Origin of the sequence: Mycobacterium sp. 852014-52144_SCH5372336 (genome assembly GCF_001665615.1) — a bacterium.
GTDB lineage: Bacteria > Actinomycetota > Actinomycetes > Mycobacteriales > Mycobacteriaceae > Mycobacterium > Mycobacterium neumannii_A.
Genome location: NZ_LZSW01000042.1, coordinates 118847 through 141869, shown reverse-complemented (window position 1 = coordinate 141869; position 23023 = coordinate 118847). Strand labels below are relative to the sequence as shown.

At 66.9% G+C, this 23023-nt stretch carries 18 protein-coding genes; 10 read left to right on the top strand and 8 right to left on the bottom strand.

Going from position 1 to position 23023, the window contains the following annotated elements; all coding sequences use genetic code 11:
* Nucleotides 1-89 precede the first annotated feature (89 nt).
* Genes A5759_RS09395 through rraA form a run of 3 tightly spaced genes read left to right on the top strand, consistent with a single transcriptional unit; the run spans nucleotide 90 to nucleotide 1884 of the window.
* Nucleotides 90-608, top strand: a complete 519-nt coding sequence (locus A5759_RS09395) for a hypothetical protein (protein WP_068196610.1) — start codon at nucleotides 90-92, stop codon at nucleotides 606-608.
* A gap of 47 nt (nucleotides 609-655) precedes the next feature.
* The gene (locus A5759_RS09390) at nucleotides 656-1405 is read left to right on the top strand and encodes a MerR family transcriptional regulator (RefSeq protein ID WP_068196608.1); all 750 of its coding nucleotides are present in this window, start codon (nucleotides 656-658) and stop codon (nucleotides 1403-1405) included.
* Complete coding sequence (rraA, locus tag A5759_RS09385) at nucleotides 1402-1884, top strand: ribonuclease E activity regulator RraA (RefSeq protein WP_068196607.1); 483 nt, start codon at nucleotides 1402-1404, stop codon at nucleotides 1882-1884. The genes A5759_RS09390 and rraA overlap by 4 nt, the downstream gene beginning before the upstream one ends.
* A gap of 69 nt (nucleotides 1885-1953) precedes the next feature.
* Here the strand turns inward: rraA and A5759_RS09380 are convergent, their stop codons facing one another.
* The gene (locus A5759_RS09380; protein ID WP_068196606.1) at nucleotides 1954-3429 is read right to left on the bottom strand and encodes an NAD(P)/FAD-dependent oxidoreductase; all 1476 of its coding nucleotides are present in this window, start codon (nucleotides 3427-3429) and stop codon (nucleotides 1954-1956) included.
* A gap of 79 nt (nucleotides 3430-3508) precedes the next feature.
* Here A5759_RS09380 and A5759_RS09375 point away from each other — a divergent pair, with 79 nt between their 5' ends.
* Both A5759_RS09375 and dinB read left to right on the top strand, forming a co-directional pair.
* Complete coding sequence (locus A5759_RS09375) at nucleotides 3509-4156, top strand: TetR/AcrR family transcriptional regulator (protein ID WP_064395060.1); 648 nt, start codon at nucleotides 3509-3511, stop codon at nucleotides 4154-4156.
* 20 nt (nucleotides 4157-4176) lie between these two features.
* Nucleotides 4177-5397, top strand: coding sequence for a DNA polymerase IV (gene dinB / locus A5759_RS09370; protein WP_068196605.1), 1221 nt, complete (start codon nucleotides 4177-4179; stop codon nucleotides 5395-5397).
* Here dinB and A5759_RS26100 read toward each other — a convergent pair.
* Together A5759_RS26100 and A5759_RS09360 are read right to left on the bottom strand one after the other, a co-directional pair.
* Complete coding sequence (locus tag A5759_RS26100) at nucleotides 5386-5889, bottom strand: hypothetical protein (protein ID WP_197506006.1); 504 nt, start codon at nucleotides 5887-5889, stop codon at nucleotides 5386-5388. The genes dinB and A5759_RS26100 overlap by 12 nt on opposite strands.
* A gap of 44 nt (nucleotides 5890-5933) precedes the next feature.
* Nucleotides 5934-6938, bottom strand: a complete 1005-nt coding sequence (locus tag A5759_RS09360) for a PHP domain-containing protein (RefSeq protein ID WP_064395087.1) — start codon at nucleotides 6936-6938, stop codon at nucleotides 5934-5936.
* An 87-nt stretch (nucleotides 6939-7025) separates the two neighbouring features.
* On the opposite strand from A5759_RS09360, the gene A5759_RS09355 reads away from it, so the two are divergent.
* Both A5759_RS09355 and A5759_RS09350 read left to right on the top strand, forming a co-directional pair.
* On the top strand, nucleotides 7026-7403 hold the full coding sequence (locus A5759_RS09355; protein ID WP_064395057.1) for a helix-turn-helix transcriptional regulator: 378 nt from the start codon (nucleotides 7026-7028) through the stop codon (nucleotides 7401-7403).
* Nucleotides 7400-9028, top strand: a complete 1629-nt coding sequence (locus tag A5759_RS09350) for a SulP family inorganic anion transporter (protein ID WP_120275474.1) — start codon at nucleotides 7400-7402, stop codon at nucleotides 9026-9028. Before A5759_RS09355 ends, A5759_RS09350 begins: the two co-directional genes overlap by 4 nt.
* Here A5759_RS09350 and A5759_RS09345 read toward each other — a convergent pair.
* Nucleotides 9009-9701, bottom strand: coding sequence for a TrkA family potassium uptake protein (locus A5759_RS09345; protein WP_064395086.1), 693 nt, complete (start codon nucleotides 9699-9701; stop codon nucleotides 9009-9011). The genes A5759_RS09350 and A5759_RS09345 overlap by 20 nt on opposite strands.
* 184 nt (nucleotides 9702-9885) lie before the next feature.
* Between A5759_RS09345 and A5759_RS09340 the strand changes: the two genes are divergently transcribed.
* Together A5759_RS09340 and A5759_RS09335 are read left to right on the top strand one after the other, a co-directional pair.
* Complete coding sequence (locus A5759_RS09340) at nucleotides 9886-11382, top strand: potassium/proton antiporter (protein WP_064395055.1); 1497 nt, start codon at nucleotides 9886-9888, stop codon at nucleotides 11380-11382.
* 59 nt (nucleotides 11383-11441) lie between these two features.
* A complete protein-coding gene (locus A5759_RS09335) occupies nucleotides 11442-12290 on the top strand; it encodes an LLM class F420-dependent oxidoreductase (protein ID WP_064395054.1) in 849 nt (282 codons plus the stop codon).
* A 425-nt stretch (nucleotides 12291-12715) separates the two neighbouring features.
* Here the strand turns inward: A5759_RS09335 and A5759_RS09330 are convergent, their stop codons facing one another.
* The 4 genes from A5759_RS09330 to A5759_RS09315 form a co-directional block, all read right to left on the bottom strand.
* Nucleotides 12716-13546 (bottom strand): polysaccharide deacetylase family protein, encoded by an 831-nt coding sequence (locus A5759_RS09330; RefSeq protein WP_082693605.1) that lies wholly within the window; start codon nucleotides 13544-13546, stop codon nucleotides 12716-12718.
* 73 nt (nucleotides 13547-13619) lie between these two features.
* Entirely contained in the window at nucleotides 13620-15086 is a 1467-nt protein-coding gene (locus A5759_RS09325) for a glutamate synthase subunit beta (RefSeq protein ID WP_064395053.1), read from the bottom strand.
* The gene (gene gltB / locus A5759_RS09320) at nucleotides 15079-19662 is read right to left on the bottom strand and encodes a glutamate synthase large subunit (RefSeq protein WP_068196600.1); all 4584 of its coding nucleotides are present in this window, start codon (nucleotides 19660-19662) and stop codon (nucleotides 15079-15081) included. The genes A5759_RS09325 and gltB overlap by 8 nt, the downstream gene beginning before the upstream one ends.
* Before the next feature lie 413 nt (nucleotides 19663-20075).
* Nucleotides 20076-22154: a heavy metal translocating P-type ATPase gene (locus A5759_RS09315; protein ID WP_068196597.1), complete on the bottom strand. Its 2079-nt coding sequence runs from the start codon at nucleotides 22152-22154 to the stop codon at nucleotides 20076-20078.
* Between the two features lie 63 nt (nucleotides 22155-22217).
* Between A5759_RS09315 and A5759_RS09310 the strand changes: the two genes are divergently transcribed.
* Entirely contained in the window at nucleotides 22218-23021 is an 804-nt protein-coding gene (locus A5759_RS09310) for a PaaI family thioesterase (protein ID WP_066841892.1), read from the top strand.
* The last annotated feature ends 2 nt before the right edge of the window (nucleotides 23022-23023 follow it).

Genomic DNA, 23023 nt, shown 5'->3' with positions numbered 1-23023 from the left:
GCCATAGCCGACCTGGCATGATGGACCGATCGACTTCCGGCCGCACGCTCGGCCGGCCTGGCGACCAGACACTGCAAAGGAGCAGCCCGATGGCAGACCAGCAGGGCCGACCCGACGAACAGCCGCACAGCACACCACCGGCGGATCAGTCGACCCCGCAGCCCGCCGCCGCGGAGTCGGCGAGCGTCTCCCCCGACCCGCTGATCCCTCCCCCGCCGGCGAAGAAGACGCCCGCCAAGAAAACTCCCGCCAAGAAGGCCGCCAAGAAGACTCCCGCGAAGAAGACGGTGAAGAAGGCCGCACCGGCGAAGAAGGCGCCCGCCAAGAAAGCACCCGCCAAGAAGGGTCCGGTGCAACAGGCGCCGGCGAAGAAAGCGCCCGCGACTGAAGCCGCCGCTACCGGCAATGATGTTGATTCTGCGGCGAAAGTGACTGCTGCGCAGGCAAAGTCGACGGTCGCCGCCGCCAGCAATCCGGTGGCCGGGCCGCCGCCGACGCCGTTGATCGGGCCCGAACCGTCGCGGCTGCCGGTTGCGGCGGCGATCGCTGCGGGTGTGCTGGCGATCATCGTCGTGCTGCTGATCCGCCGGGGAAACGACGAGGACTGACGAAAAACGCTTGACCCTCACGCTGCGTCAGGGTCGATAGTGGCGCTATGGACGCCATGACCGTCGGCACGGTGGCCACCCTGACGGGTGTCTCGGTACGCACCTTGCACCATTACGACCACATCGGTCTAGTGGTGCCGAGTGTGCGCACCGAAGCCGGCTACCGCGGCTACACCGACGCCGACATCGAACGGCTGCACGTGGTGCTGGTGTACCGGTCGCTCGACATGCCCCTCGAGGAGATCCGCGCCCTGCTGGATGGGGACGGGGATGTGCTCGACCGCCTCGAGCGCCAGCACCGGCTGTTGCTGGACCGGGCGGACCGGCTGCAGCACACGATCAAGGCAGTGGAGGAACTGATGAGCTCACACCGCAGTGGCATACAACTGACCGCCGACGAGCAGGTCGAGATCTTCGGCAGCGCGGTGTTCGATGAGTACGCCGCCGAATCCGAGGAGCGGTGGGGTCGCACCGACGCGTGGAAGCAGTCGCAGCAGCGCACGGCGCGGATGACCAAGCAGGACTGGATCGAGTTCAAGGCCGACAACGATGCGCTGTTGACGTCGCTGGCCGAGGCTCACCGCGACGACGTGGTACCCGGCACATCGCGTGCGAACGAGCTGGCCGCCTGGCATCGCGAAAACATCGAGCGCTTTTACGACTGCGATCACGACATGCACGTGCGCCTGGCCGAGATGTATCTGGCCGACGAGCGGTTCACGCGCTACTACGACGACGTCGAGCCGGGGCTGGCGCAATTCGTGCACGACATCATCGTGGCTAACATCGACCGGTGAGCATCGAACCCCGCCCCACCGCCGACCTGGTCGACGACATCGGCCCCGACGTGCGCAGCTGTGATCTGCAACTACGCCAGTTCGGTGGGCGTTCGGAGTTCGCCGGGCCGATCGTCACGGTGAAGTGCTTCCAGGACAACGCGTTGCTGAAGTCGGTGCTGTCCGAGCCGGGTGACGGCGCAGTGCTCGTGATCGACGGCGACGGGTCGCTGCACTCCGCGTTGGTCGGCGACGTCATCGCCGGACTCGGCGTCGAAAACGGCTGGGCCGGACTGATCATCAACGGCGCGGTCCGTGACTCCGCGATGTTGCGCACCCTCGACATCGGCATCAAAGCGCTGGGGACCAATCCGCGCAAGAGCACTAAAACCGGTGCCGGAGAACGCGATGTCGCGGTCGAGTTCGGCGGTGTCGTGTTCCAGCCGGGCCATGTCGCTTACAGCGACGACGACGGCATCGTCGTGGTCGCTCAAGACTGATCGCGAACCGTACACCAGGGTCGTCAATATTGTGGAATCACAGCCCTGGTGTACATCTCGCGAGCGAATTTAAGCCGAAGCCTTCACCGAGGCACGGTGTTTGGTGAACTCCAGGGCCTCGTCGTCGACCTTGCCGCGACGAATCAGCTGCAGGTCGAGCAGGTAGTTCTGCTTGAGCCGCCACGGCGGGACATGTCCGGCCTTCGGCAGGTAGTCGAGCGCGCGCAGGACGTAACCGGGAGTGAAGTCCATCAGCGGGCGTTCGTCGACGCTGTTGCCGGGATGCATCGGTTCGAAGCGATCGAATCCCTCGGCGTCCATGTAGTTGAGCACCCGGCAGAAGAACTCGGAGACCAGGTCTGCCTTGAGCGTCCATGATGCGTTCGTGTAACCGATGGTGAATGCCATGTTCGGCATGTGGGTCAGCATCATGCCCTTGTAGGCCATGGTCTCGTTCAGCTCGATCGGCTCGCCGTTGCGCATGATCGCCGCGCCGCCGAACAGCTGCAGGTTCAAACCCGTTGCGGTGATGATGATGTCGGCCTCGAGCTCCTCGCCGGAGGCGAGCTTGATGCCCGTCTTGGTGAACCGCTCGATGGTGTCGGTGACGACATCGGCCTTGCCGTGGCGGATCGTCCGGAACAGATCGCCGTTGGGCGCCAGGCACAGCCGCTCGTCCCACGGGTTGTAGCGGGGTCCGAAGTGCTTCTGCACGTCGTAGCCCTCGGGCAGCCGGCGCTGCGCCATGGTCATCAGCTGCTTGCGCATGAAGTTCGGGAACCGGCGACTGATCTGGTACTGCGCGGACTGGAACAGGATGCTCTTCCAGCGGTTGAGCACATAGGCGGGCTTTTCCGGAAGCGTCTTTTTCGTCCGAACCGCGAACGGATCCACGTCGGGCAGCGACCCGACATAGGTCGGTGAGCGCTGCAGCATCGTGACGTGCCCGGCACCCGAATTGGCCAACGCCGGGATCAGGGTGACCGCGGTCGCGCCGCTGCCGATCACGACGATCTTCTTGCCCTCATAGTCGAGGTCCTCGGGCCAGTGCTGCGGATGGATGACGGTGCCCTCGAAGTCGTCACGGCCGACGAACTCCGGGGTGTAACCCTCGTCGTAGTTGTAGTAGCCGCTCGCGGCGAACAGGAACGACGCGGTGATCTCGGCTTCCTCTCCGTCGCGCTCGACGCGCACGGTCCAGTGGTTCTTCTCATCCGACCAGTTCGCCGACAGCACGCGATGCTGATAGCGGATGTGCTTGTCGATGCCGTACTCGGCCACTGTCTCCTTGAGGTAGGCCATGATCGACGGCCCGTCGGCGATCGCCTTCTCCGAGGTCCACGGCTTGAACCGGAAGCCGAGTGTGAACATGTCCGAGTCGGAGCGGATACCCGGATACTTGAAGAGGTCCCAGGTACCGCCGAGATTCTCCCGGCGCTCCAGGATGGCGTAGGTCTTGCCCGGGCAGCGGTCCTGCAGATGCCAGGCGGCGCTGATGCCGGAGATACCGGCGCCCACGATGACGACGTCGAGGTGTTCGCTCATGGTACCGGAGCGTATCAACGGTATGTCGAGTTAGTCAACGGGGTGTCGATAATCTCGACACCGTGTAAAGTCAATCGACGTGACCACCGTCAGCCAGTCCCGCGGACCGCGGGGACGTCGCTCCGGCCGCCCCTCCGGCGACGACCGCGAACACGCGATTCTCTCGACACTCGAGACGCTGCTCGAGGACCGCTCGCTGGCTGACATCTCGGTGGACGACCTGGCCAAAGGCGCAGGCATCTCCCGCCCCACGTTCTACTTCTATTTCCCCTCGAAGGACGCGGTGCTTCGTGCGCTCGTCGAGCAGGTCATCGCCGAGGCCGACGGCAACGCCGACGACGCGATGGGCGGCATGGGTCCCGCGGTGGATCCGGCCGGAGTCTGGAAGGCCATCAACGCGTTGTTCAGGACGTTCGGTGCGCACCGCGCCGTGACCCTTGCGGGCGCCGCCGCCCGGCCCACCAATCCCGACGTGCGCGCGCTCTGGTCGCGCTTCATGCAGAAGTGGATCGACCACACCACCGCGTCGATCGAGAGTGAACGCGCGCGGGGTGAGGCGCCCGAGACCATCCCGGCGCAGGACCTCGCGACATCGCTGAACCTCATGAACGAGCGCACGATGCTCGCGGCCTTCGCGTCCGAGCAGCCCGCGGTCAGCCCCGACCAGCTCGTCGACACCCTCGCCCACATCTGGGTCACCAGCATCTACGGCACCACTGGCCACTAGTCGGACATCGATGCGAACATATGTTCGTGTCGACTGGTTTCGGGGCAGCGGCGGCGAGCATCCTGCACGCTGACCTCGATTCGTTCTACGCCTCGGTCGAGCAGCGTGACGAGCCATCGCTGCGCGGCCGGCCGGTCATCGTCGGGGCAGGTGTGGTGCTCGCCGCCAGCTACGAGGCCAAGGCATACGGCGTGCGAACCGCGATGGGCGGACGAGAAGCCCGCCGCCTCTGTCCGCACGCGATCGTCGTGCCTCCGCGCATGTCGGCGTATTCACAGGCCAGCCACGACGTCTTCGAGGTGTTCCACGACACCACACCCGTGGTCGAACCGCTGTCGGTCGACGAGGCGTTCCTCGATGTGTCGGGGCTGCGTCGGGTGTCGGGCAGCCCGGTCGAGATCGCCGCGCGGCTGCGGGACCGGGTCCGCAAAGACGTCGGGCTGCCCATCACGGTCGGGATCGCGCGGACCAAGTTCCTGGCCAAGGTCGCCAGCCAGGAGGCCAAACCCGACGGGCTGCTGCTCGTCCCGCCCGATCGTGAACTGGCATTCCTGCACCCGTTGCCGGTTCGGCGATTGTGGGGTGTCGGCGCCAAGACCGCCGAGAAGTTGCACACCTACGGCATCGAGACCGTCGCCGACGTCGCCGAGCTCAGCGAGCCCACTCTCGGATCCCTGGCCGGGGCGGCGATGGGCAGCCGGTTGTTCGCGCTGTCGCGCAACATCGATCGCCGTCGGGTGGTCACCGGCGTGCGCCGGCGCTCGGTCGGCGCGCAGCGCGCGTTGGGCCGGCGTGGCAACACGATGTCGGCGCAGGAGATCGACGCGGTCGTCGTGAACCTGATCGACCGCATCACCCGGCGGATGCGCAAAGCCGGCCGGACCGGTCGCACCGTGGTCCTGCGACTGCGCTTCGACGACTTCGGCCGCGCCACCCGGTCGCACACGATGCCACGGGCGACCGCGTCGACCGAGGTGATCCTGCACGCCGCCCGAGGCCTCATCGCCGCGGCGGCGCCGCTGATCGCCGAGCGCGGTCTGACCCTCGTCGGGTTCGCCGTGTCCAACATCGATCGCGACGGCGCACAACAGCTCGAGCTGCCGTTCGAGGAGAGCCCCGACACGACCGCGGTCGACGAAGCGGTCGACCAAGTGCGTCAGCGGTACGGCAATTCGGCGGTGACCCGCGGTGTACTGCTGGGCCGCGACACCGGTCTCGAAGTGCCCCAGCTACCCGACTGACCCGGGCCTGCCCTTGCGCGGCTGGGCCTTCTTGGCCGTCGTCTTCTTCGCCGCCCTGCCGGGCTTCGGCGGGGGGTTGGCGGATTCCGTTTTCGCCGACTTCATCGGCGGGACAGCCTTTTTCGCCGGCGTCTTCTTGGCGGGAGTCTTGGTGGCGGCCTTCTTCGCGGCCGTCTTCTTTGCCGGAGCCTTCTTCACCGGCGCCTTGGTCGCCGCCTTCTTGGCGGGCACCTTGGTCACCTTCTTGGCAGGCACCTTCTTCGCCGGTGCCTTCTTGGCCGGTGCCTTCTTCGCCGGTGCCTTCTTCGCCGGTGCCTTCTTGGGTGCAGCCGATGACGGTGGCGCCGACGGCGGTTGGATCTGCTCGGCCTGGTCCTCGGGCTCGCCGCTGACGCGTCGCACAAGGCGCCCGGCCGTCTCGCCCGCAGCGGTCGCGAGCTCTGCGGCACGCGCGCCGAGCGCCGCGGCCGTCTCACCGATAATTTTTCTCACAGTGACCCTGTACCCCGTTCGGGGCAGTTAACCGCGGGCGATTCTCATGATCCGGCCCACGTCAGCAATTCCTCGGCGGGCCAGGTGTTGACGATGCGGTCGACCGGCACCTCGGCATCGAGCGCACGTTGCGCGCCGTAACCGAGAAACTCCAGCTGCCCGGGTGCATGCGAATCGGTGTCGATCGAGAACAGGCACCCGACCTCCAGCGCCAGCTTGAGCAGTCGGGTCGGCGGGTCACGCCGCTCGGGTCGAGAGTTGATCTCAACGGCCGTTCCATGGTCCCGACATGCCGTGAACACCTTCTCGGCGTCGAATTTCGATTCCGGCCGCATCCCACGTCCTCCGGTGACCAGGCGGCCGGTGCAGTGGCCCAGCACATCGGTGTGTGGGTTGGTGACCGCCTTGAGCATCCGGCGCGTCATCGACGGGGCGTCCATCGCCAGCTTCGAATGCACGCTGGCCACCACGATGTCCAGCCGCTCGAGCAGTTCCTCCTCCTGGTCGAGAGAGCCGTCCTCGAGGATGTCGACCTCGATGCCGGTCAGAATCCGCAGCGGAGAGACCTTCTCGCGCAACTCGTCGATCACGTCGAGTTGTTGGCGCAGCCGCTCGGGCGACAGGCCGTTGGCGATCCGAAGGCGCGGCGAATGGTCGGTCAGCGCACAGTACTCGTGTCCCAGATCCCTTGCCGCCGACATCATTTCCTCGATGGGGGCCGAGCCGTCCGACCAGTTCGAATGCACGTGCAGATCGCCACGCAGCGCGGCGCGGACGTCACCGCCTCCGAGATCCTTTGCATTGGACCGCAATTCGGTCAGCACTTCGGGTTCGCGCCCGGCCCATGCCTGCGCGATGACCTTCGCGGTCTTGGGGCCGATGCCGGGCAGCGACTGCCAGCTGTTGGCGGTGCCGTGGCGGTCACGCTCGGCGTCGGAGAGGGCTTCGACGACGTCGGCGGCGTTACGGTAGGCCATCACCCGGCGAGGGTCCTCGCGCGCACGGTCCTTGTAATAGGCGATCTGCCGCAGGGCGATGACGGGGTCCACCACTCCAGTGTGCCCGTTTTGCTCCTTCGAACCGAAGCTCGATATAGTGGATTGCGAATATGTTCAATCCATCAAGTACTGGGATCCATGCCACACCGCTTCCCCGGTAGCCCCGAGCTACCGCTCTACGAGATCAAGGCCAACCTCTTCAAGGCGTTGGCCCACCCTGCGCGTATCCGTGTCCTCGAGATTCTGTCGGCGAACGACAGGCCGACGTCGGTCAGCGAGATACTCGCCGAAACCGACCTCGAACCCACGCTGCTGTCTCAGCATTTGGCCGTGCTCAAGCGTCATCACGTGGTCTCGGCGCAACGCATCGGCAATTCGGTCATCTACGATCTCGCTCACCCCAAGATCTCCGAACTGCTGGTCATCGCTAGGGCTTTTCTCGCTGACGTCCTCGGTGCCCACCGGGATCACTTGGCGGCATTCGAGGCCCTGCCGCCGCTGGGTCACGGCAAGTGAACCTCACCCGACTGCTCCCGAGCCGCCGCGACTATGCCGAGCTGCCTCGGTCGTGGCGGCGCGACATCCTCGCCGGAATCACAGTCGGCGTGGTTGCCTTACCACTGGCCTTGGCATTCGGCATCAGCTCCGGCGTCGGCGCGGCGGCCGGCCTGATCACTGCCGTCGTTGCCGGGTTGGTCGCGGCCGTCTTCGGCGGGTCGCACGTGCAGGTGTCCGGACCCACCGGCGCGATGGCCGTCGTGCTTGCGCCGATCGTGGCCCAGTATGGCCTGGGCAGCATCGCCCTCGTGACCGTGCTGGCCGGGCTGCTCGTGCTCGCCGCCGGAATCACGGGTCTGGGCCGGGCAGTCACGTTCATCCCCTGGCCCGTTATCGAGGGGTTCACCCTGGGCATCGCCGCCATCATCTTCCTTCAGCAGGTACCCGCCGCGTTCGGCCAAGCGAGCCCCGCCGGCGGCCGCACACTGTCCGTCGCGTGGAACGTTGTCCAACAAGCGGATTGGTCCTCAGCCGCGCCGACGTTGGCGGTGGTGGCCGTTGTCGCGGCCCTCATGGTGACGCTGCCGCGTCTGCACCGCAGCATCCCGGAGTCACTGACGGCCGTGATCGTCGTGACAATAACCGTTGTAGCCCTTGACATTCCGGCTGCGAGCATCGGCGGGCTCCCATCGCATCTTCCCGCACCCGTCCTACCGCAGGTGGACCCCGCCGCAATGCGGACCCTCGTCGGTGCCGCTTTGGCGATCGCCGCGCTGGCCGCGATCGAGTCCCTGCTGTCGGCGCGCGTGGCCGCCACGATGGCCGCGACGGGTCCGTACGATCCGGACCGCGAACTGGTGGGCCAGGGCCTGGCTTCGGTCGCATCGGGCGCCTTCGGTGGGATGCCTGCGACCGGCGCCATCGCCCGGACCGCGGTCAACGTTCGTTCCGGCGCGCGTACCCGGGTCGCGGCCATCGTGCATTCGCTGGTTTTGCTCGCAGTCGTCTACCTGGCCACCGGACCGGTTTCCGCAATACCCTTGTCGGCCTTGGCCGGCGTACTGATGGTGACCTCGTTCCGGATGATCTCGTTGTCCACCATTCGCAAGATTCTGCGGTCCACCCGCTCGGACGCGGTGACGTTCGCGCTCACCGCCGCGATCACGGTGTGCTTCGACCTCATCGAGGCCGTGCAGATCGGCGTCGTCGTCGCGGCGTTCTTCGCGCTGCGCGGCGTCGCGCGCCGGAGCAGCGTCACCCGGGAGGAGCTTCCGGGCCCCAGCCGCCCCGGCGACGAGCAAATCGCGCTTCTGCGCCTCGATGGAGCGATGTTCTTCGGAGTGGCCGAGCGCATCTCGAACGAGATCACCGATACGGGCGAGGCGCGCACCTCGGTGGTGATCATTCGGCTCAGCCAGCTGGGCATGCTCGACGCCACCGGCGCGAACACTCTGGCTCATATCGCAACCGAGTTGGAGTCACGCGGCATCACGGTGATCATCAAAGGTGTCCGGCCCGAACACATGAGCCTGCTCGCCAACGTCGGCGTTTTCGACTCACTCCGGCACGAGAACCACTTGATGGACTCGCTCGACGAGGCGATCGATCACGCGCGAACGCACGTCAGCGCTCGGGTGCTTTGACCGCCGCTTGGTGGATCGCGCCGTGCACGAGCGCGGCGACTTCGCCGTGGGTGGAGCCGCCGGCCAGGAAGAGCATCTCGTCACCGGCTTCCAACACGTCGTCGGGCCGGGGCAAGACGATCCCGCTGGCGCGGATGATGACCGCCAGCGCGGTGTTCTCCAGCAACGGCAGGTCGCGCATCCGCTGACCGACCAGCGGATCACCCTCGGGCAGCGTCAGTTTGGCCAGGCTGACCTGCCCGTGCCGTAGCTGCATCAGCCGCACCACGTGGCCGATGTCGATGGCGCCCTCGATCGCCGCCACCAGCGCGCTCGGTGCGGAGACCGCGACGTCGACGCCCCACGCCTCGGTGAACAACCACTCGTTGCGCAGGTCGTTGACCCGAGCCACCACGCGGGTGACCCCGAACTCCGTCTTGGCCAACAACGCGGCTGCCAGGTTCACTTTGTCGTCGCCGGTCGCCGCGATCACCACGTCACACATCTGCAGCCCGGACTCTTCGAGCGAGGACAACTCGCACGCGTCGGCGAGCAGCCATTCGGCGTCGGGGACCGTCCGCGGTTCGTAGTGCCGCACGTCGTGTTCGATCAACAACACCTTGTGGCCGTAGTCGATCAGTTCCTGCGCCACCGATCGGCCGACTGCCCCGGCACCGGCGATGCCGACCCGCATCATCGTCCGCTCCTCGACGCGCTGCGATGCGTCGAGTTGCCGCCAGCGGAGCCGTATCACGCACTCATACTTAACCATCGCGGCGGATTTGGGCGCAGCTAACGGGTCAGACTGCCCGGTCACCGCCCGTGGTAGGTGTTTTACTGCCTCTCACACCGCCCACCCGGTCATGAACGGGGATGAAATGACCCTCGAGCAGCTCTATCTTGTGCTGCTGATCGCTGGGGTGGTGCTGCTGGCGAGCATCGTCGCCACCAGGGCCGCCAGCCGGGTCGGGCTGCCCAGCCTGCTGCTCTTCCTCTTCGTCGGCGTCATCGTCGGCGAAGACGGGCTGGGGCTGGACTTCGACAACTATCTGCTCGCCGACCACTTGGGCACGGTGGCGCTGGCCGTCATCCTCGTCGAAGGCGGCCTGACGACCCGGTTCTCCGACATCCGGCGCGTCCTCGCGCCTGCCGGTTTGCTCGCGACAGTCGGCGTCGCGGTCAGCATGCTCATCACGGCCGCCGGGGCGCACCTGCTGCTGGGTATCAACTGGCAGCTGTCGCTGCTGCTCGGCGCGGTCGTCTCCGTCACCGATGCCGCGGCGGTGTTCTCGGTGCTGCGCGTGGTGCCCCTGCCCCGCCGGGTGGCGGGCTTGCTGGAAGCCGAGTCCGGCTTCAACGACGCCCCCGCCGTCATCCTCGTTCTGATGTTCAGCGTGGCCCCGCTCGAGCTGTCGCCCGTGCACGCGCTCACCGAACTGGTCTACGAGCTGGTGGTCGGTGCGGCGATCGGGATCGGCGTCGGCTATCTGGGCTCGATGGCGTTGCGCCGCATCGCGCTTCCGGCGTCGGGACTGTATCCGTTGGCAACGTTCGGGCTCGGCATGGTCGCGTTCGCGGCGGGCGGCACCGCACACGCCAGCGGGTTCCTCGCCGCGTATGTGGCCGCGGTCGTGCTCGCCAATACCGGGCTGCCTCACCGGTCGGCGACGCGGTCATTCGCCGAGGGTCTCGGCTGGCTCGCTCAGATCGGACTGTTCGTCCTGCTCGGCTTGCTCGTCGACCCCAGTGACCTGGCCGCGGAGGTGGTGCCGGGCATCGTGACGGGTCTGGTGTTGCTGCTCGTCGCCAGGCCGCTGTCGGTGTTCGTCTCCCTGGTGTGGTTCCGGATCCCTTGGCGCGAACAGATTTTCGTCTCCTGGGCGGGTCTGCGCGGCGCCGTCCCGATCGTGCTGGCCACCTTCCCCATCGTGGGCGGTGTGCCCGACAGCGTCCGCCTTCTCAACATCGTGTTCATCCTGGTGGTGGTGTTCACACTGGTGCAGGGCCCCAGTCTGCGTTTCGTCGCGCATCGGCTGGGGCTGATCTCGAAGGAGGCGACGCGGGAGATCCAGGTGGAGTCGGCGCCCCTCGACGTGCTGGACGCGGAACTTCTGACGATGACGGTGCAGGCGCCGTCACGGTTGCACAACGTCACGGTGCTGGAATTACGGCTACCCGATCCGAGCGTGATCACGTTGATCATCCGCGACGGCCGCACCTTCGTGCCGCAGCCCGACACCCGCATCGCGATCGGTGACGAGCTGCTGATCGTCACCACCACCAAGACGCGTGCCGTGGCCGAACGCCGCCTGCGTGCGGTGAGCCGCCGCGGCAAGCTCGCGTACTGGTTCGACGAATTCGGCGAAACCGATTAGCCGCGCGGAGGACTCGGCGCACAGCTCGCTGCCAGGCACTCGGGACTAACCTCGGTTCAGTGAGGTTCGCTTTCAAGACATCGCCGCAAAACACCACGTGGGCCGACATGCTCGCGGTGTGGAAGGCCGCCGACCAGATCGACGTGTTCGAATCCGGCTGGACGTTCGACCACTTCTACCCCATCTTCTCCGACTCCACCGGCCCGTGCCTGGAGGGCTGGGTGACGCTCACCGCGCTCGCGCAGGCGACCGAGCGGTTGCGCCTCGGTGTGCTCGTCACCGGCATCCACTACCGCCACCCCGCGGTGCTGGCCAACATGACCTCCGCGTTGGACATCGTGTCCGACGGCCGACTCGAGCTCGGTATTGGCGCGGGCTGGAACGAGGAGGAGTCCGAGGCGTACGGGATCGAGTTGGGTTCCATCCGTGAGCGGTTCGACCGCTTCGAGGAGGCGTGCGAGGTGCTCACCAACCTGCTCAGCCAGAAGACCACGTCGTTCGACGGGAAGTTCTTTCAACTGAAGGACGCTCGTAACGAGCCGAAAGGCCCGCAGCGGCCGCATCCCCCGATCTGCATCGGCGGCAACGGCGAGAAGCGCACGCTGCGCATCACCGCCCGATACGCCCAGCACTGGAACTTCGTCGGCGGAACGCCGGAGGTATTCGCCCGCAAGCGCGACGTGCTGGCCGGCCACTGCGCCGACATCGGACGGGATCCGGCCGAGATCGTGCTGTCGGCCCACGTGCGGCTGGACCCCGACCTCAACTACGACAAGGCGCTGTCCGAGGCCGCGGCACTGGGACGGGAGGGTCTGGATCTGGCGATCATCTATCTGCCGCCGCCGCACGATCCGGCTGTGCTCGAACCGCTGGCCGACGCGATCGCCGCGTCGGGCCTACGGCGTTAGCCGCCGTTTCTGACGGTCACGAAAATATAACGATTTGGCAAACGCGCGGTGGCAGCGCTTCAGCGCGAGGGAGTTCGCGCTTTCCAGTTCGCTAGACGCCGTAGAGACGAAGCTCGTCGGCAGTGATGAGGCGTTCGGCCTTGGCCGGGAATTCGCGGCTCTTCAGCGGATGACGGAGGAGTGACCAGGCGATTCGGCTGACCCGAGACCGGGATAGCGGGTTGACATACACGGAACTGACTCCTGTGTCGAAACCGATAGCTGACCGGGGCCCAACCTTACCGCAGTGCCCCCATGAAGTCATTAGAACCCGACAGCCGGCAAACTGTGGTAGGCGCGCCGGTAAATCATCTGATGTTTTTAGAGTTGCTGAAGTGACGCATGTGACTCGGTTTCCGAATCGCTCGGTCTCCCGCCTCGTGCCGTCACGGTCGCAGGAACACGTCGTCCAGCGTCACGGTCCGCAGCCCGCGCGCCCGAATGATGTCGACCAACTCCCCGAAGACCTCGGTGACGGGCGAATGGTTGAGATGGCCGATCACAATCGTCTGCGCGGTGAAGTGTTTGTCGGCCATTGCGACGACCTCCGCGGCCGGGATCCACACGTGGTCCTCCAGCGTGCCCGACCACAACGTGTCGATGGTGTAGCCGAGATCGGCCGACACCTTGTCGACGTGGGGGCCGGTCGCGCCGTAGGGCGGCCGGAAGTACGGACGTGCGTCCACGCCGTACGTCTTCCACAGGAAGTCGTGGTTACGGCGGAACTGCTCGGCCACATCGACCAGTGACAGCTTGGTGAGGTCGGGGTGCGACCACGTGTGGTTGGCCAGCTGGATCTGACCGTCGTCGACCAGCGGACGCAGCAGGTCGGCGTGATCGGTCCACGACCGGTAGATCCCGTTGACGAAGTAGGTCAGGCGTATCCCGGTGTCCTTGGCGAATTGCGTGTAAGCCCGCACAACCTCACTGCTGACACCGTCGTCGACGGTCAGCGCCAACAGGTCCCCGTCGCCGGGCAGGCTGCTCAGCACGCCACCGCCGGGTAGCGCGATCCGCGCCGACGCCGGTGGCGGCGGCAACAGGCCGACCGAGGGTGCGGGCGGGACCTGCGCGGCCACACCAGCGACTCGCGGTTGTGCCGCGGTCGCGCAGCGGCTCAGGCCCACTGCGCCGAGGGTGGCGACGGACAGGGCCGCGACGAAGTTGCGCCGGTTGAGTCTCAGCCCGGCGCCGGCGGTTGGGGAGCGGCCGATCACCGCCCTTACTGTCGCGCGCTCAGGCGCAAAAGCCGCACATTGCGCGGCGTGTCGCGTCGGAACCTACCGGGACCTACCGCTGCGGTACGGCGGTCGGCTTGATCGGCGCCGGAAGCGCCGACCGGCCCATCAGGTAGCGGTCCACACCCGCCGCGGCCGCGCGGCCCTCCGCGATGGCCCACACGATCAGCGACTGCCCGCGCCCCATGTCGCCCGCGACGAAGACGCCGGGCACCGAGGAGGCGAAGTCGGCGTCTCGGCTGACATTGCCCCGCTCATTGATCTCGACGCCGAGGTCGGTCAGCAGGCCTTTGCGCTCGGGACCGGTGAAGCCCATCGCGAGCAGCACGAGATCGGCTTCCATCTCGAACTCGGTGCCCTCGACCTTCTCGAACTTGCCCGCGTTCATCTTGACCTCGTGGCCGCGCAGTCCGGTGACATGCCCGTCGCGGCCGATGAACTCCTCGGTGTTGACCGAGTAGACGCGCTCGCCGCCTTCCTCGTGCGCCGAGGACACCCGAAACATCAACGGGTAGACCGGCCACGGCGTCGAGTCGGCGCGTGTCTCCGGCGGCCGCGGCATGATCTCGAACTGGTGCACGCTGGCCGCGCCCTGGCGGTGCGCGGTGCCCAGACAGTCGGCGCCGGTGTCACCACCGCCGATGATGATGACCTTCTTGTCCTTCGCGTGGATCGGCGGCAGGCCGTTCTCGTCGGTGACGGGGTCGCCGAACTGCACGCGGTTGGCCCACGGCAGGTACTCCATCGCCTGATGGATGCCGTCGAGCTCGCGACCCGGGATCGGCAGGTCACGCCGCTCCGTCGCGCCGCCGGCGAGCACCACCGCGTCGAACTCCTTGCGAAGCTGCTGCGCTGTTATATCAATGCCGACGTTGACCCCGGTGCAGAACTCGGTGCCCTCGGCCGCCATCTGCTCCAGACGACGGTCGATGTGGCGCTTTTCCATCTTGAACTCGGGGATGCCGTAACGCAGCAGCCCGCCGATGCGGTCGTCGCGCTCGAACAGCGTGACGCTGTGCCCGGCGCGGGTCAGCTGCTGGGCGGCGGCCAGCCCGGCCGGGCCCGAGCCGACGACGGCGACCTTCTTGCCGGTCTTGACCTCCGGCGGCAGTGGCGTCACCCAACCCTCGTCGAAGGCCTTGTCGATGATCTCGACCTCGACCTGTTTGATCGTGACCGGATCCTGGTTGATGCCCAGAACGCAGGAACCCTCGCACGGCGCGGGGCACAGCCGGCCGGTGAACTCCGGGAAGTTGTTCGTCGCATGCAGCCGTTCGATGGCGTCGCGCCAGCGGTCGTTGCGCACCAGGTCATTCCACTCGGGGATCAGGTTTCCCAGCGGACAACCATTGTGGCAGAACGGAATCCCGCAGTCCATACAGCGGGTTGCCTGCTCACGCAGGGTGTCGTGGGAGAAGTCCTCGTAGACCTCTTTCCAATCGCGCAGGCGAATCGGCACGGGCCGCCGCTGCGGCGTCTCGCGCTGGGTGTATTTCAGGAAACCGCGGGGATCAGCCACTGGCGGCCGCCATGATCGCCTCGTTGACGTCGGCGCCGGTGCGTTCTGCCTCGGCGATCGCCTCGAGCACCCGTTTGAAATCGCGGGGCATCACCTTGGTGAAGTGCTTCACGTTGTTGTCCCAGTCGTTGAGTATCCGTGCTCCGACAGCGGAATCGGTGGCATCGACGTGGGCCTGGATCATGCCCGCAAGCCATTCGAGGTCCTCCTCGTCGAGGCTCTCCAGTTCCACCATCTCGGCGTTGAGGTTATCCGGTAACGCGCTGTCGGGGTCGTAGACGTAGGCGATGCCACCGGACATGCCCGCGGCGAAGTTGCGCCCCGTCGGACCGAGGATTGCGATCTTGCCGCCGGTCATGTACTCACAACCGTGGTCGCCCACACCTTCGACCACCGCGTGCGCACCGGAGTTGCGCACCGCGAACCGCTCGCCGACCTGGCCGCGGATGAACACCTGGCCGCTCGTCGCACCGAACAGGATCACGTTGCCCGCGATGATGTTGTCCTCGGCGACGTAGTCCTCGGGTGCGCTGTCCGATGGCCGCACCACGATCCGTCCACCCGAGAGGCCCTTGCCGACATAGTCGTTGGCGTCGCCGTAGACCCGGAGCGTGATGCCCTTCGGCACGAACGCCCCGAAGCTGTTGCCCGCCGAACCGTCGAAGGTGATGTCGATGGTGCCGTCCGGAAGGCCCTGCCCGCCATAGGCTTTGGTCACCTCGTGACCGAGCATCGTGCCGACTGTCCGGTTGACGTTGGCGATCGTCGTCGAGAAGCGCACCGGCGTCTGTGAATCCAGCGCTTCGCGGCACATCACGATCAGTTGCTGGTCGAGCGCCTTGTCAAGGCCGTGGTCCTGACGCGAACTGCAATAAAGGTCCTGGTTCATGAACGCCGACTCGGGCTCGTGTAGAACCGGCGTCAGGTCGAGCTTGTAGGCCTTCCAGTGCTCGGCGGCCTTCGTGGTGTCCAGCGCGCCGACTTGCCCCACCATCTCGTTGACGGTGCGGAAGCCCAACTGGGCCATCATCTCCCGCACCTCTTCGGCGATGAACATGAAGAAGTTCTCGACGAATTCGGGCTTTCCGGTGAACCGCTCGCGCAGCACCGGATTCTGGGTGGCCACGCCCACCGGACAGGTGTCGAGGTGGCAGACCCGCATCATGATGCAACCCGAGACCACCAGCGGCGCGGTGGCGAAGCCGAACTCCTCGGCGCCGAGCAGTGCGGCGACCACGACGTCGCGGCCCGTCTTGAGCTGACCGTCGACCTGGACGACGATGCGGTCGCGAAGACCGTTGAGCAGCAACGTCTGCTGGGTTTCGGCCAGGCCGAGTTCCCACGGGGCGCCGGCGTGCTTCATCGACGTCAGCGGGGTCGCGCCGGTGCCGCCGTCGTGGCCGGAGATCAGCACGACGTCGGCATGCGCCTTGGACACGCCGGCGGCAACCGTTCCGACGCCGTTCTCGGATACCAGCTTGACGTGCACGCGCGCCTGCGGGTTGGCGTTCTTCAGGTCGTGGATCAGCTGCGCGAGATCCTCGATCGAATAGATGTCGTGGTGCGGCGGCGGAGAGATCAGGCCGACGCCGGGCGTCGAGTGCCGCACCTCGGCGACCCACGGGTAGACCTTGCCACCCGGAAGCTGGCCGCCCTCACCGGGTTTCGCGCCCTGAGCCATCTTGATCTGGATGTCGGTGCAATTGCTCAGGTAGTGGCTCGTCACGCCGAACCGCCCCGAGGCCACCTGCTTGATCGCGCTGCGGCGCCAGTCGCCGTTCTCGTCGCGGTCGAAACGCGACACCGCCTCGCCGCCTTCGCCCGAATTCGATCGTCCGCCAAGGCGGTTCATCGCGATGGCCAACGTCTCGTGCGCCTCGGCGGAGATCGAGCCGTAACTCATCGCGCCGGTCGAGAACCGCTTGACGATCTCGCTGGCCGGCTCCACCTCCTCGAGCGGCACCGGCGGGCGCAACCCGTCGCGGAACTTGAGCAGGCCGCGCAGCGAGGCCATCCGCTCGCTCTGATCGTCGACGAGCTTGGTGTATTCCTTGAAGATCTCGTACTGGCCGGTGCGAGTGGAATGTTGCAGCTTGAACACCGTGTCCGGGTTGAACAGGTGGTACTCACCCTCCCGGCGCCACTGGTACTCGCCGCCGACCTCGAGTTCGCGGTGCGCCCACTCGTCGGGCCGGTCGAGATAAGCCAACGCGTGCCGGGCGGCGACATCGTCGGCGATGTCGTTGAGGTCGATTCCGCCGACCGGACAGGTCAATCCGGTGAAGTACTCGTCGAGCACCTGCTGGTTGATGCCGATGGCCTGGAACAGCTGGGCGCCGGTGTAGGAGGCCAGCGTCGAGATGCCCATCTTCGACATCACCTTCAGCACGCCCTTGCCCGCGGCCTTGACGTAGTTGGCCTTGGCCTGGTCGCTGGAGATGCCGGTGATCACGCCGCGGTCGACCATGTCCTCGATCGACTCGAAGGCCATGTATGGGTTGATCGCAGCCGCGCCGAAGCCGCACAGCATAGCCATGTGGTGCACCTCGCGGGCGTCGCCGGCCTCCACGACCAGCCCGACCTTTGTGCGGGTGCGTTCCCGGACGAGGTGGTGGTGCACGGCCGAGACCGACAGCAGCGACGGGATCGGCGCCATCTGCTCGTTGGATTCGCGATCCGAGAGCACGATGATGCGGGCTCCCTCGCGAATCGCGGTCGACACCTTGGCGCGCACGTTGTCCAGCGCCTCCTTGAGACCCTGCCCGCCTCGGTTGACCGGATACAGGCAGCGGATGACGGCCGCGCGCATGCCGTGCTTACGCCCGCGGATCTCGTGGTCGGGGTCGACGCAGATCAACTTGGACAGGTCGGCGTTGCGCAGGATCGGCTGCGAGAGCACGATCTGTCTGCAGGATTCCGGACCCGGGTTGAGCAAGTCACCCTCCGGTCCGACTGCGCCCTGCAGGCTGGTGACGACTTCTTCCCGGATGGCGTCCAGCGGTGGGTTGGTCACCTGGGCGAACAGCTGCTGGAAGTAGTCGTAGAGCATCCGCGGGCGTTGCGAGAGCACCGCGACCGGAGTGTCGGTGCCCATCGAGCCCAGCGCCTCGGCGCCGGTGCGCGCCATCGGCGCGACCAACAGGTTGAGCTCCTCGTAGGTGAAGCCGAAGATCTGCTGGCGCAGCACGACCCGGTGGTGCGGCATCCGCACATAGTCGCCCGGCGGCAGCTCATCGAGGTCGAACAGGCCGGCGTCGAGCCACTCCTGGTAAGGGTGCTCGGCGGCGAGTTCGGCCTTGATCTCCTCATCGGAGACGATGCGGCCCTTGGAGGTGTCGACCAGGAACATGCGGCCGGGCTGCAGACGCATCCGCTTGACGACGGTCGACGGGTCGAGTTCGAGCACGCCTGCCTCCGACGCCATCACCACCAGGCCGTCGGCGGTGACCCAGATCCGCGACGGACGCAGGCCGTTGCGGTCGAGCACGGCGCCGATCACCGTGCCGTCGGTGAAGCAGACCGATGCCGGGCCGTCCCACGGCTCCATCAGCGAGTCGTGGAACTCGTAGAACGCCCGGCGCGCCGGGTCCATCGACTCGTGTCGCTCCCACGCCTCCGGGATCATCATCAGCATCGCGTGCGGCAGGCTTCGCCCGCCCAGGTGCAGGAGTTCGAGCACCTCGTCGAACCGGGCGGTGTCCGACGCCCCGGGGGTGCACACCGGGGTGATCTTGTCGAGATCCTGATTCGGGCCGAACACGTCGGTCTTGATGAGCGCCTCTCGTGCGCGCATCCAGTTCTCGTTGCCGGTGACGGTGTTGATCTCGCCGTTGTGGGCGATGCGCCGGAACGGGTGGGCCAACGGCCACGACGGGAACGTGTTGGTCGAGAAGCGTGAGTGCACGATGCCCAGCGCACTGGTGAGGCGGTCGTCCTGCAGGTCGAGGTAGAAGGCCTTGAGCTGCGGGGTGGTCAGCATGCCCTTGTAGACGAAGGTCTGCCCGGAAAGGCTTGGGAAGTAGACGGTTTCACGCCCGGGCCCGTCCTGGCCCGGGCCCTTGGTGCCCAGCTCGTGCTCGGCGCGCTTGCGCACCACGTACGCGCGACGCTCTAAATCCATGCCCGACGCACCGCCCATGAACACCTGCCGGAATGTCGGCATCGCGTCGCGGGCCAGCGCGCCCAGCGGCGAGTCGTCGATCGGCACCTCGCGCCAGCCCAGGACCTCGAGCCCTTCGGCCTCGGCGATCTTCTCGACGGCCTCACACGCGGTCGCCGCATCCTTCGACGACTGTGGCAGGAACGCGATTCCGGTGGCGTAGCTACCCGGCTCCGGCAGCTCGAAGTCGACCACCTCGCGCAGGAACGCGTCGGGAACCTGCAACATGATGCCCGCACCATCGCCGGTGTTCGGCTCGGCACCCTGCGCGCCGCGGTGCTCCAGGTTCACCAGGGCGGTGATCGCCTTGTCGACGATGTCGCGACTGCGGCGGCCGTGCATATCGGCCACCATCGCGACGCCGCACGCATCGTGCTCGAACGCGGGGTTGTACAGCCCTTGCATCCTGGGCGCCATTCGCACCTACCCTTTTCCTGCACGTCTTATGAAGCTTCTGCCTGACAGCCGTAGACAGCGGCGGTTAGCCGGTCCGGCCATGGAGTGCCTTCGTGCAGCATCGAACGCCGGCCTGTATCCACTTGCCCCGAGTGGAGAAAACGATATGACAAACACCGGGTGACATGCCAACTTAGTAGACCCTAACTACATCGGCGGGACGGTGCGGCCGTCTCGCTTGCCACCACTCGGTTTTGCACCCAACATCGTTGCGGCCCTGGGATTTTCAAGGCGATCAGCGATTCTCCAGCGTGGTGCGGTACACGTCACACTTGCCTCCCGACGCCGCCTGGCGTTTGCTGAAGGGCGCTTTTTCGGCGCTTTTTCCAGCTTAGACCGCTGCGTACGGGTTTGCGAAAAGCCTAGCCAGATTCTTAAGAAAGCGCTTTCAGGCTGGCTTCGGGGGTGAGGTTCAGCCGTCGCAGCAGTTGAGCGTTGAGCGCCACCACGACCGTCGACGCCGACATCAAGATCGCGCCGACGGACATCGGCAGGATGAAGCCGACCGGCGCCAGCACCCCCGCGGCCAGCGGCACCGACACCAGGTTGTATCCCGCTGCCCACCAAAGGTTTTGCTGCATCTTGCGGTATGCGGCCCGAGAGAGCTGCAGCACCGACAGCACCGAGCGCGGATCCGAGCCGGCCAGGATCACCCCGGCCGAGCCGATCGCCACGTCGGTTCCCGCGCCGATCGCGATGCCGACATCGGCCTGGGCAAGCGCGGGGGCGTCGTTGACGCCGTCCCCCACCATCGCCACCTTGCGCCCGTCGCGCTGCAACTGGGCCACCTTTGCCGCCTTGTCCTCCGGTCGTACCCCGGCGAACACCCGCTCGATCCCCAAGTCGGCGGCCACCGACTGCGCGACGGCCTCCGCGTCGCCGGTGATCATCACCACTTCGATGCCCAGCTTGGTCAGCGCCTCGACCACCTGGCGGGACTCCGGTCGCACCTCGTCAGCCAGCTTGATCGCACCGGCGGCCTCACCGTCGACCACGACGTGCAGGATGATCGCCCCTTCGTCCCGCCACTGCCCCGTTTCGGGCAGGTCGGCGAGCCCCGCTTCGGCCAGCATCCGCGGCCCGCCGACCTGAACGGTGCTGCCCTCGACCATGGCCTTGACGCCCACCGCCGGGGACGAGCTGAAGTCGGTGGTCGGCGGCAGGTTCAGCGAGCGGTCGCGCGCGGCCGCGACGATCGCCTCGGCCAGCGGATGCTCGGAGTACGCCTCGGCCGCCGCCGCCCACGTCAGGACATCCTCGGCGGAACGGCCGGGTGCGGTCGCGACCGCGGTGACCGTCGGCTCGCCCTTGGTCAGCGTGCCCGTCTTGTCGAACAGCACGGCTTCGACGGTCCGCATGCTCTCCAGCGCCAGCCGGTCCTTGATCAGAACGCCTCCGCGTGCGGCGCGTTCGGTGGCGATCGAGACCACCAGCGGTATCGCCAGCCCCAGAGCGTGCGGGCAGGCGATCACCAGGACGGTAATGGTCCTGATGACGGCCGCGGCGGGCAAACCCACGAACGACCACACCACGGTCGTAACGATCGCCGCCGACAGCGCGAACCAGAACAGCCAACCCGCCGCCTTGTCGGCCAGGCGCTGCGCCCGCGACGACGAGTTCTGCGCTTCGGTCACCAACCGCTGGATACCGGCCAGCGTCGTGTCGTCGCCGACCGCGCTGACCTGCACCCGCAGCCCTGAGTCGGTGGCCACCGTGCCGGCCACGACGTGGTCGCCCGCCTCGCGGCGAACCGGCCGCGATTCGCCGGTGACCATCGACTCGTCGACGTCCGCCGTACCGGCGATGATCTCGCCGTCGGCCGGGATGTTGCCTCCGGGGCGTACCAGCACGACGTCGCCCACACGCAACTCGGCCGGTGCGACGATTTCCGTGCCGCCGTCGACGACCCGCTCGGCCTCGTCGGGCAGCAGCGCCGCCAGGGAGTCGAGCGCCGATGTGGTCTGCGCGAGCGAGCGCATCTCGATCCAGTGCCCGAGCAGCATGATCACGATCAGCAGTGCCAGTTCCCACCAGAAGTCCAGCTCGTGGTGCAAGACACCGAGGCTCGCACCCCAGGACGACAGGAACGCGACCGTGATAGCCAGCCCGATCAGCAGCATCATTCCCGGTGCGCGGGAACGGATTTCATTGACGGCCCCGGACAGGAAGGGCCGCCCGCCCCAGACGTACATCACGGTGCCGAGCACCGGCGGCACCCATCGGACCCCGGGGATGTCGGGCAGCGAGTAGCCGAGGATCATCGAGAACATCCCCGACAGCGTGACCGTGGGCACGGCGAGCACGAGCATGGTCCAGAACAGGCGCCGGAACTCGGCGACGTGGCCAGAATGATCGTGGCCGCCCGAGTGGTCTTGGCCCTGCGGATGGTCGTGCCCCGAATGACCGACCGCGGCCGTGTCTGGGTGCTGGGCGCCATGGCCGGCGTGCGTCATAGCGGCCATGCTATACCCCCTAGGGGTATATGGCCAGGGCTTGTTCGGTCACGCTGTACCTCGATGTCGCATCCACTGAACACTCCGCTGGGCCGGTTCGGCATCGTGACGTCCACGGACGCGCCCGGTGAGTGCGTGGCCTCGATCCCGGTGGGCGGCATGGTGAACCCGCTGACGGGCGCCCCGACGATCGCGCCCATGGCGATGCTCGTCGACCACGCGTGCGGCCTGGTCAACCACCGGCGCCGCGCCGACGATGAGTGGACGGTGTCCAGCGAGCTGTCTCTGGAAGCCGATCCCGACGCCGCCGAAATCATCGCGGGCACCCCGGATGTACCGGTGGTCGCGACCGCCCGACCGTTCGGCGCCAAGAGCGACGTCGCGTTGGCGTTGTGCGAGCTGACTCACCGCGACACTGTGCTCGCCACGGCCACCGTGCGTTCGTTCTACATCCACTCACCCGCCGACATCGCACCGTTTCCCGACGGTCCGTCCGGCCCGCTGCCGCCGGGCACGCTCGCCGACCGGATGGCGGTTCGCGTCGCCGAGAGCGGCGGCGCGGGGCGGGTTCTGCTGCAGGACGAGGACCCCGTCTTGAACAACGCGATCGGCATCGTGCACGGCGGGGTGACCGCCATGGCGCTGGAACTGGTGGCGTCGGCGGCACTCGACACCGATGGTTCAGACCGGCCGCTGCGGACCGCGTCGTTGCGGGTCAACTTCATGCGGCCCTTCCACAGTGGGCCCGAATCTCGTTATGTGGGAACCGCTTTGCGCATCGGGCGCCGGACGGGCGTCGCCGAGGGGCAAGCCGTCGGCCCCGGTGGAGGTGTGGCGATCCTCGCCAGACTGACCGCATACCGCTGATC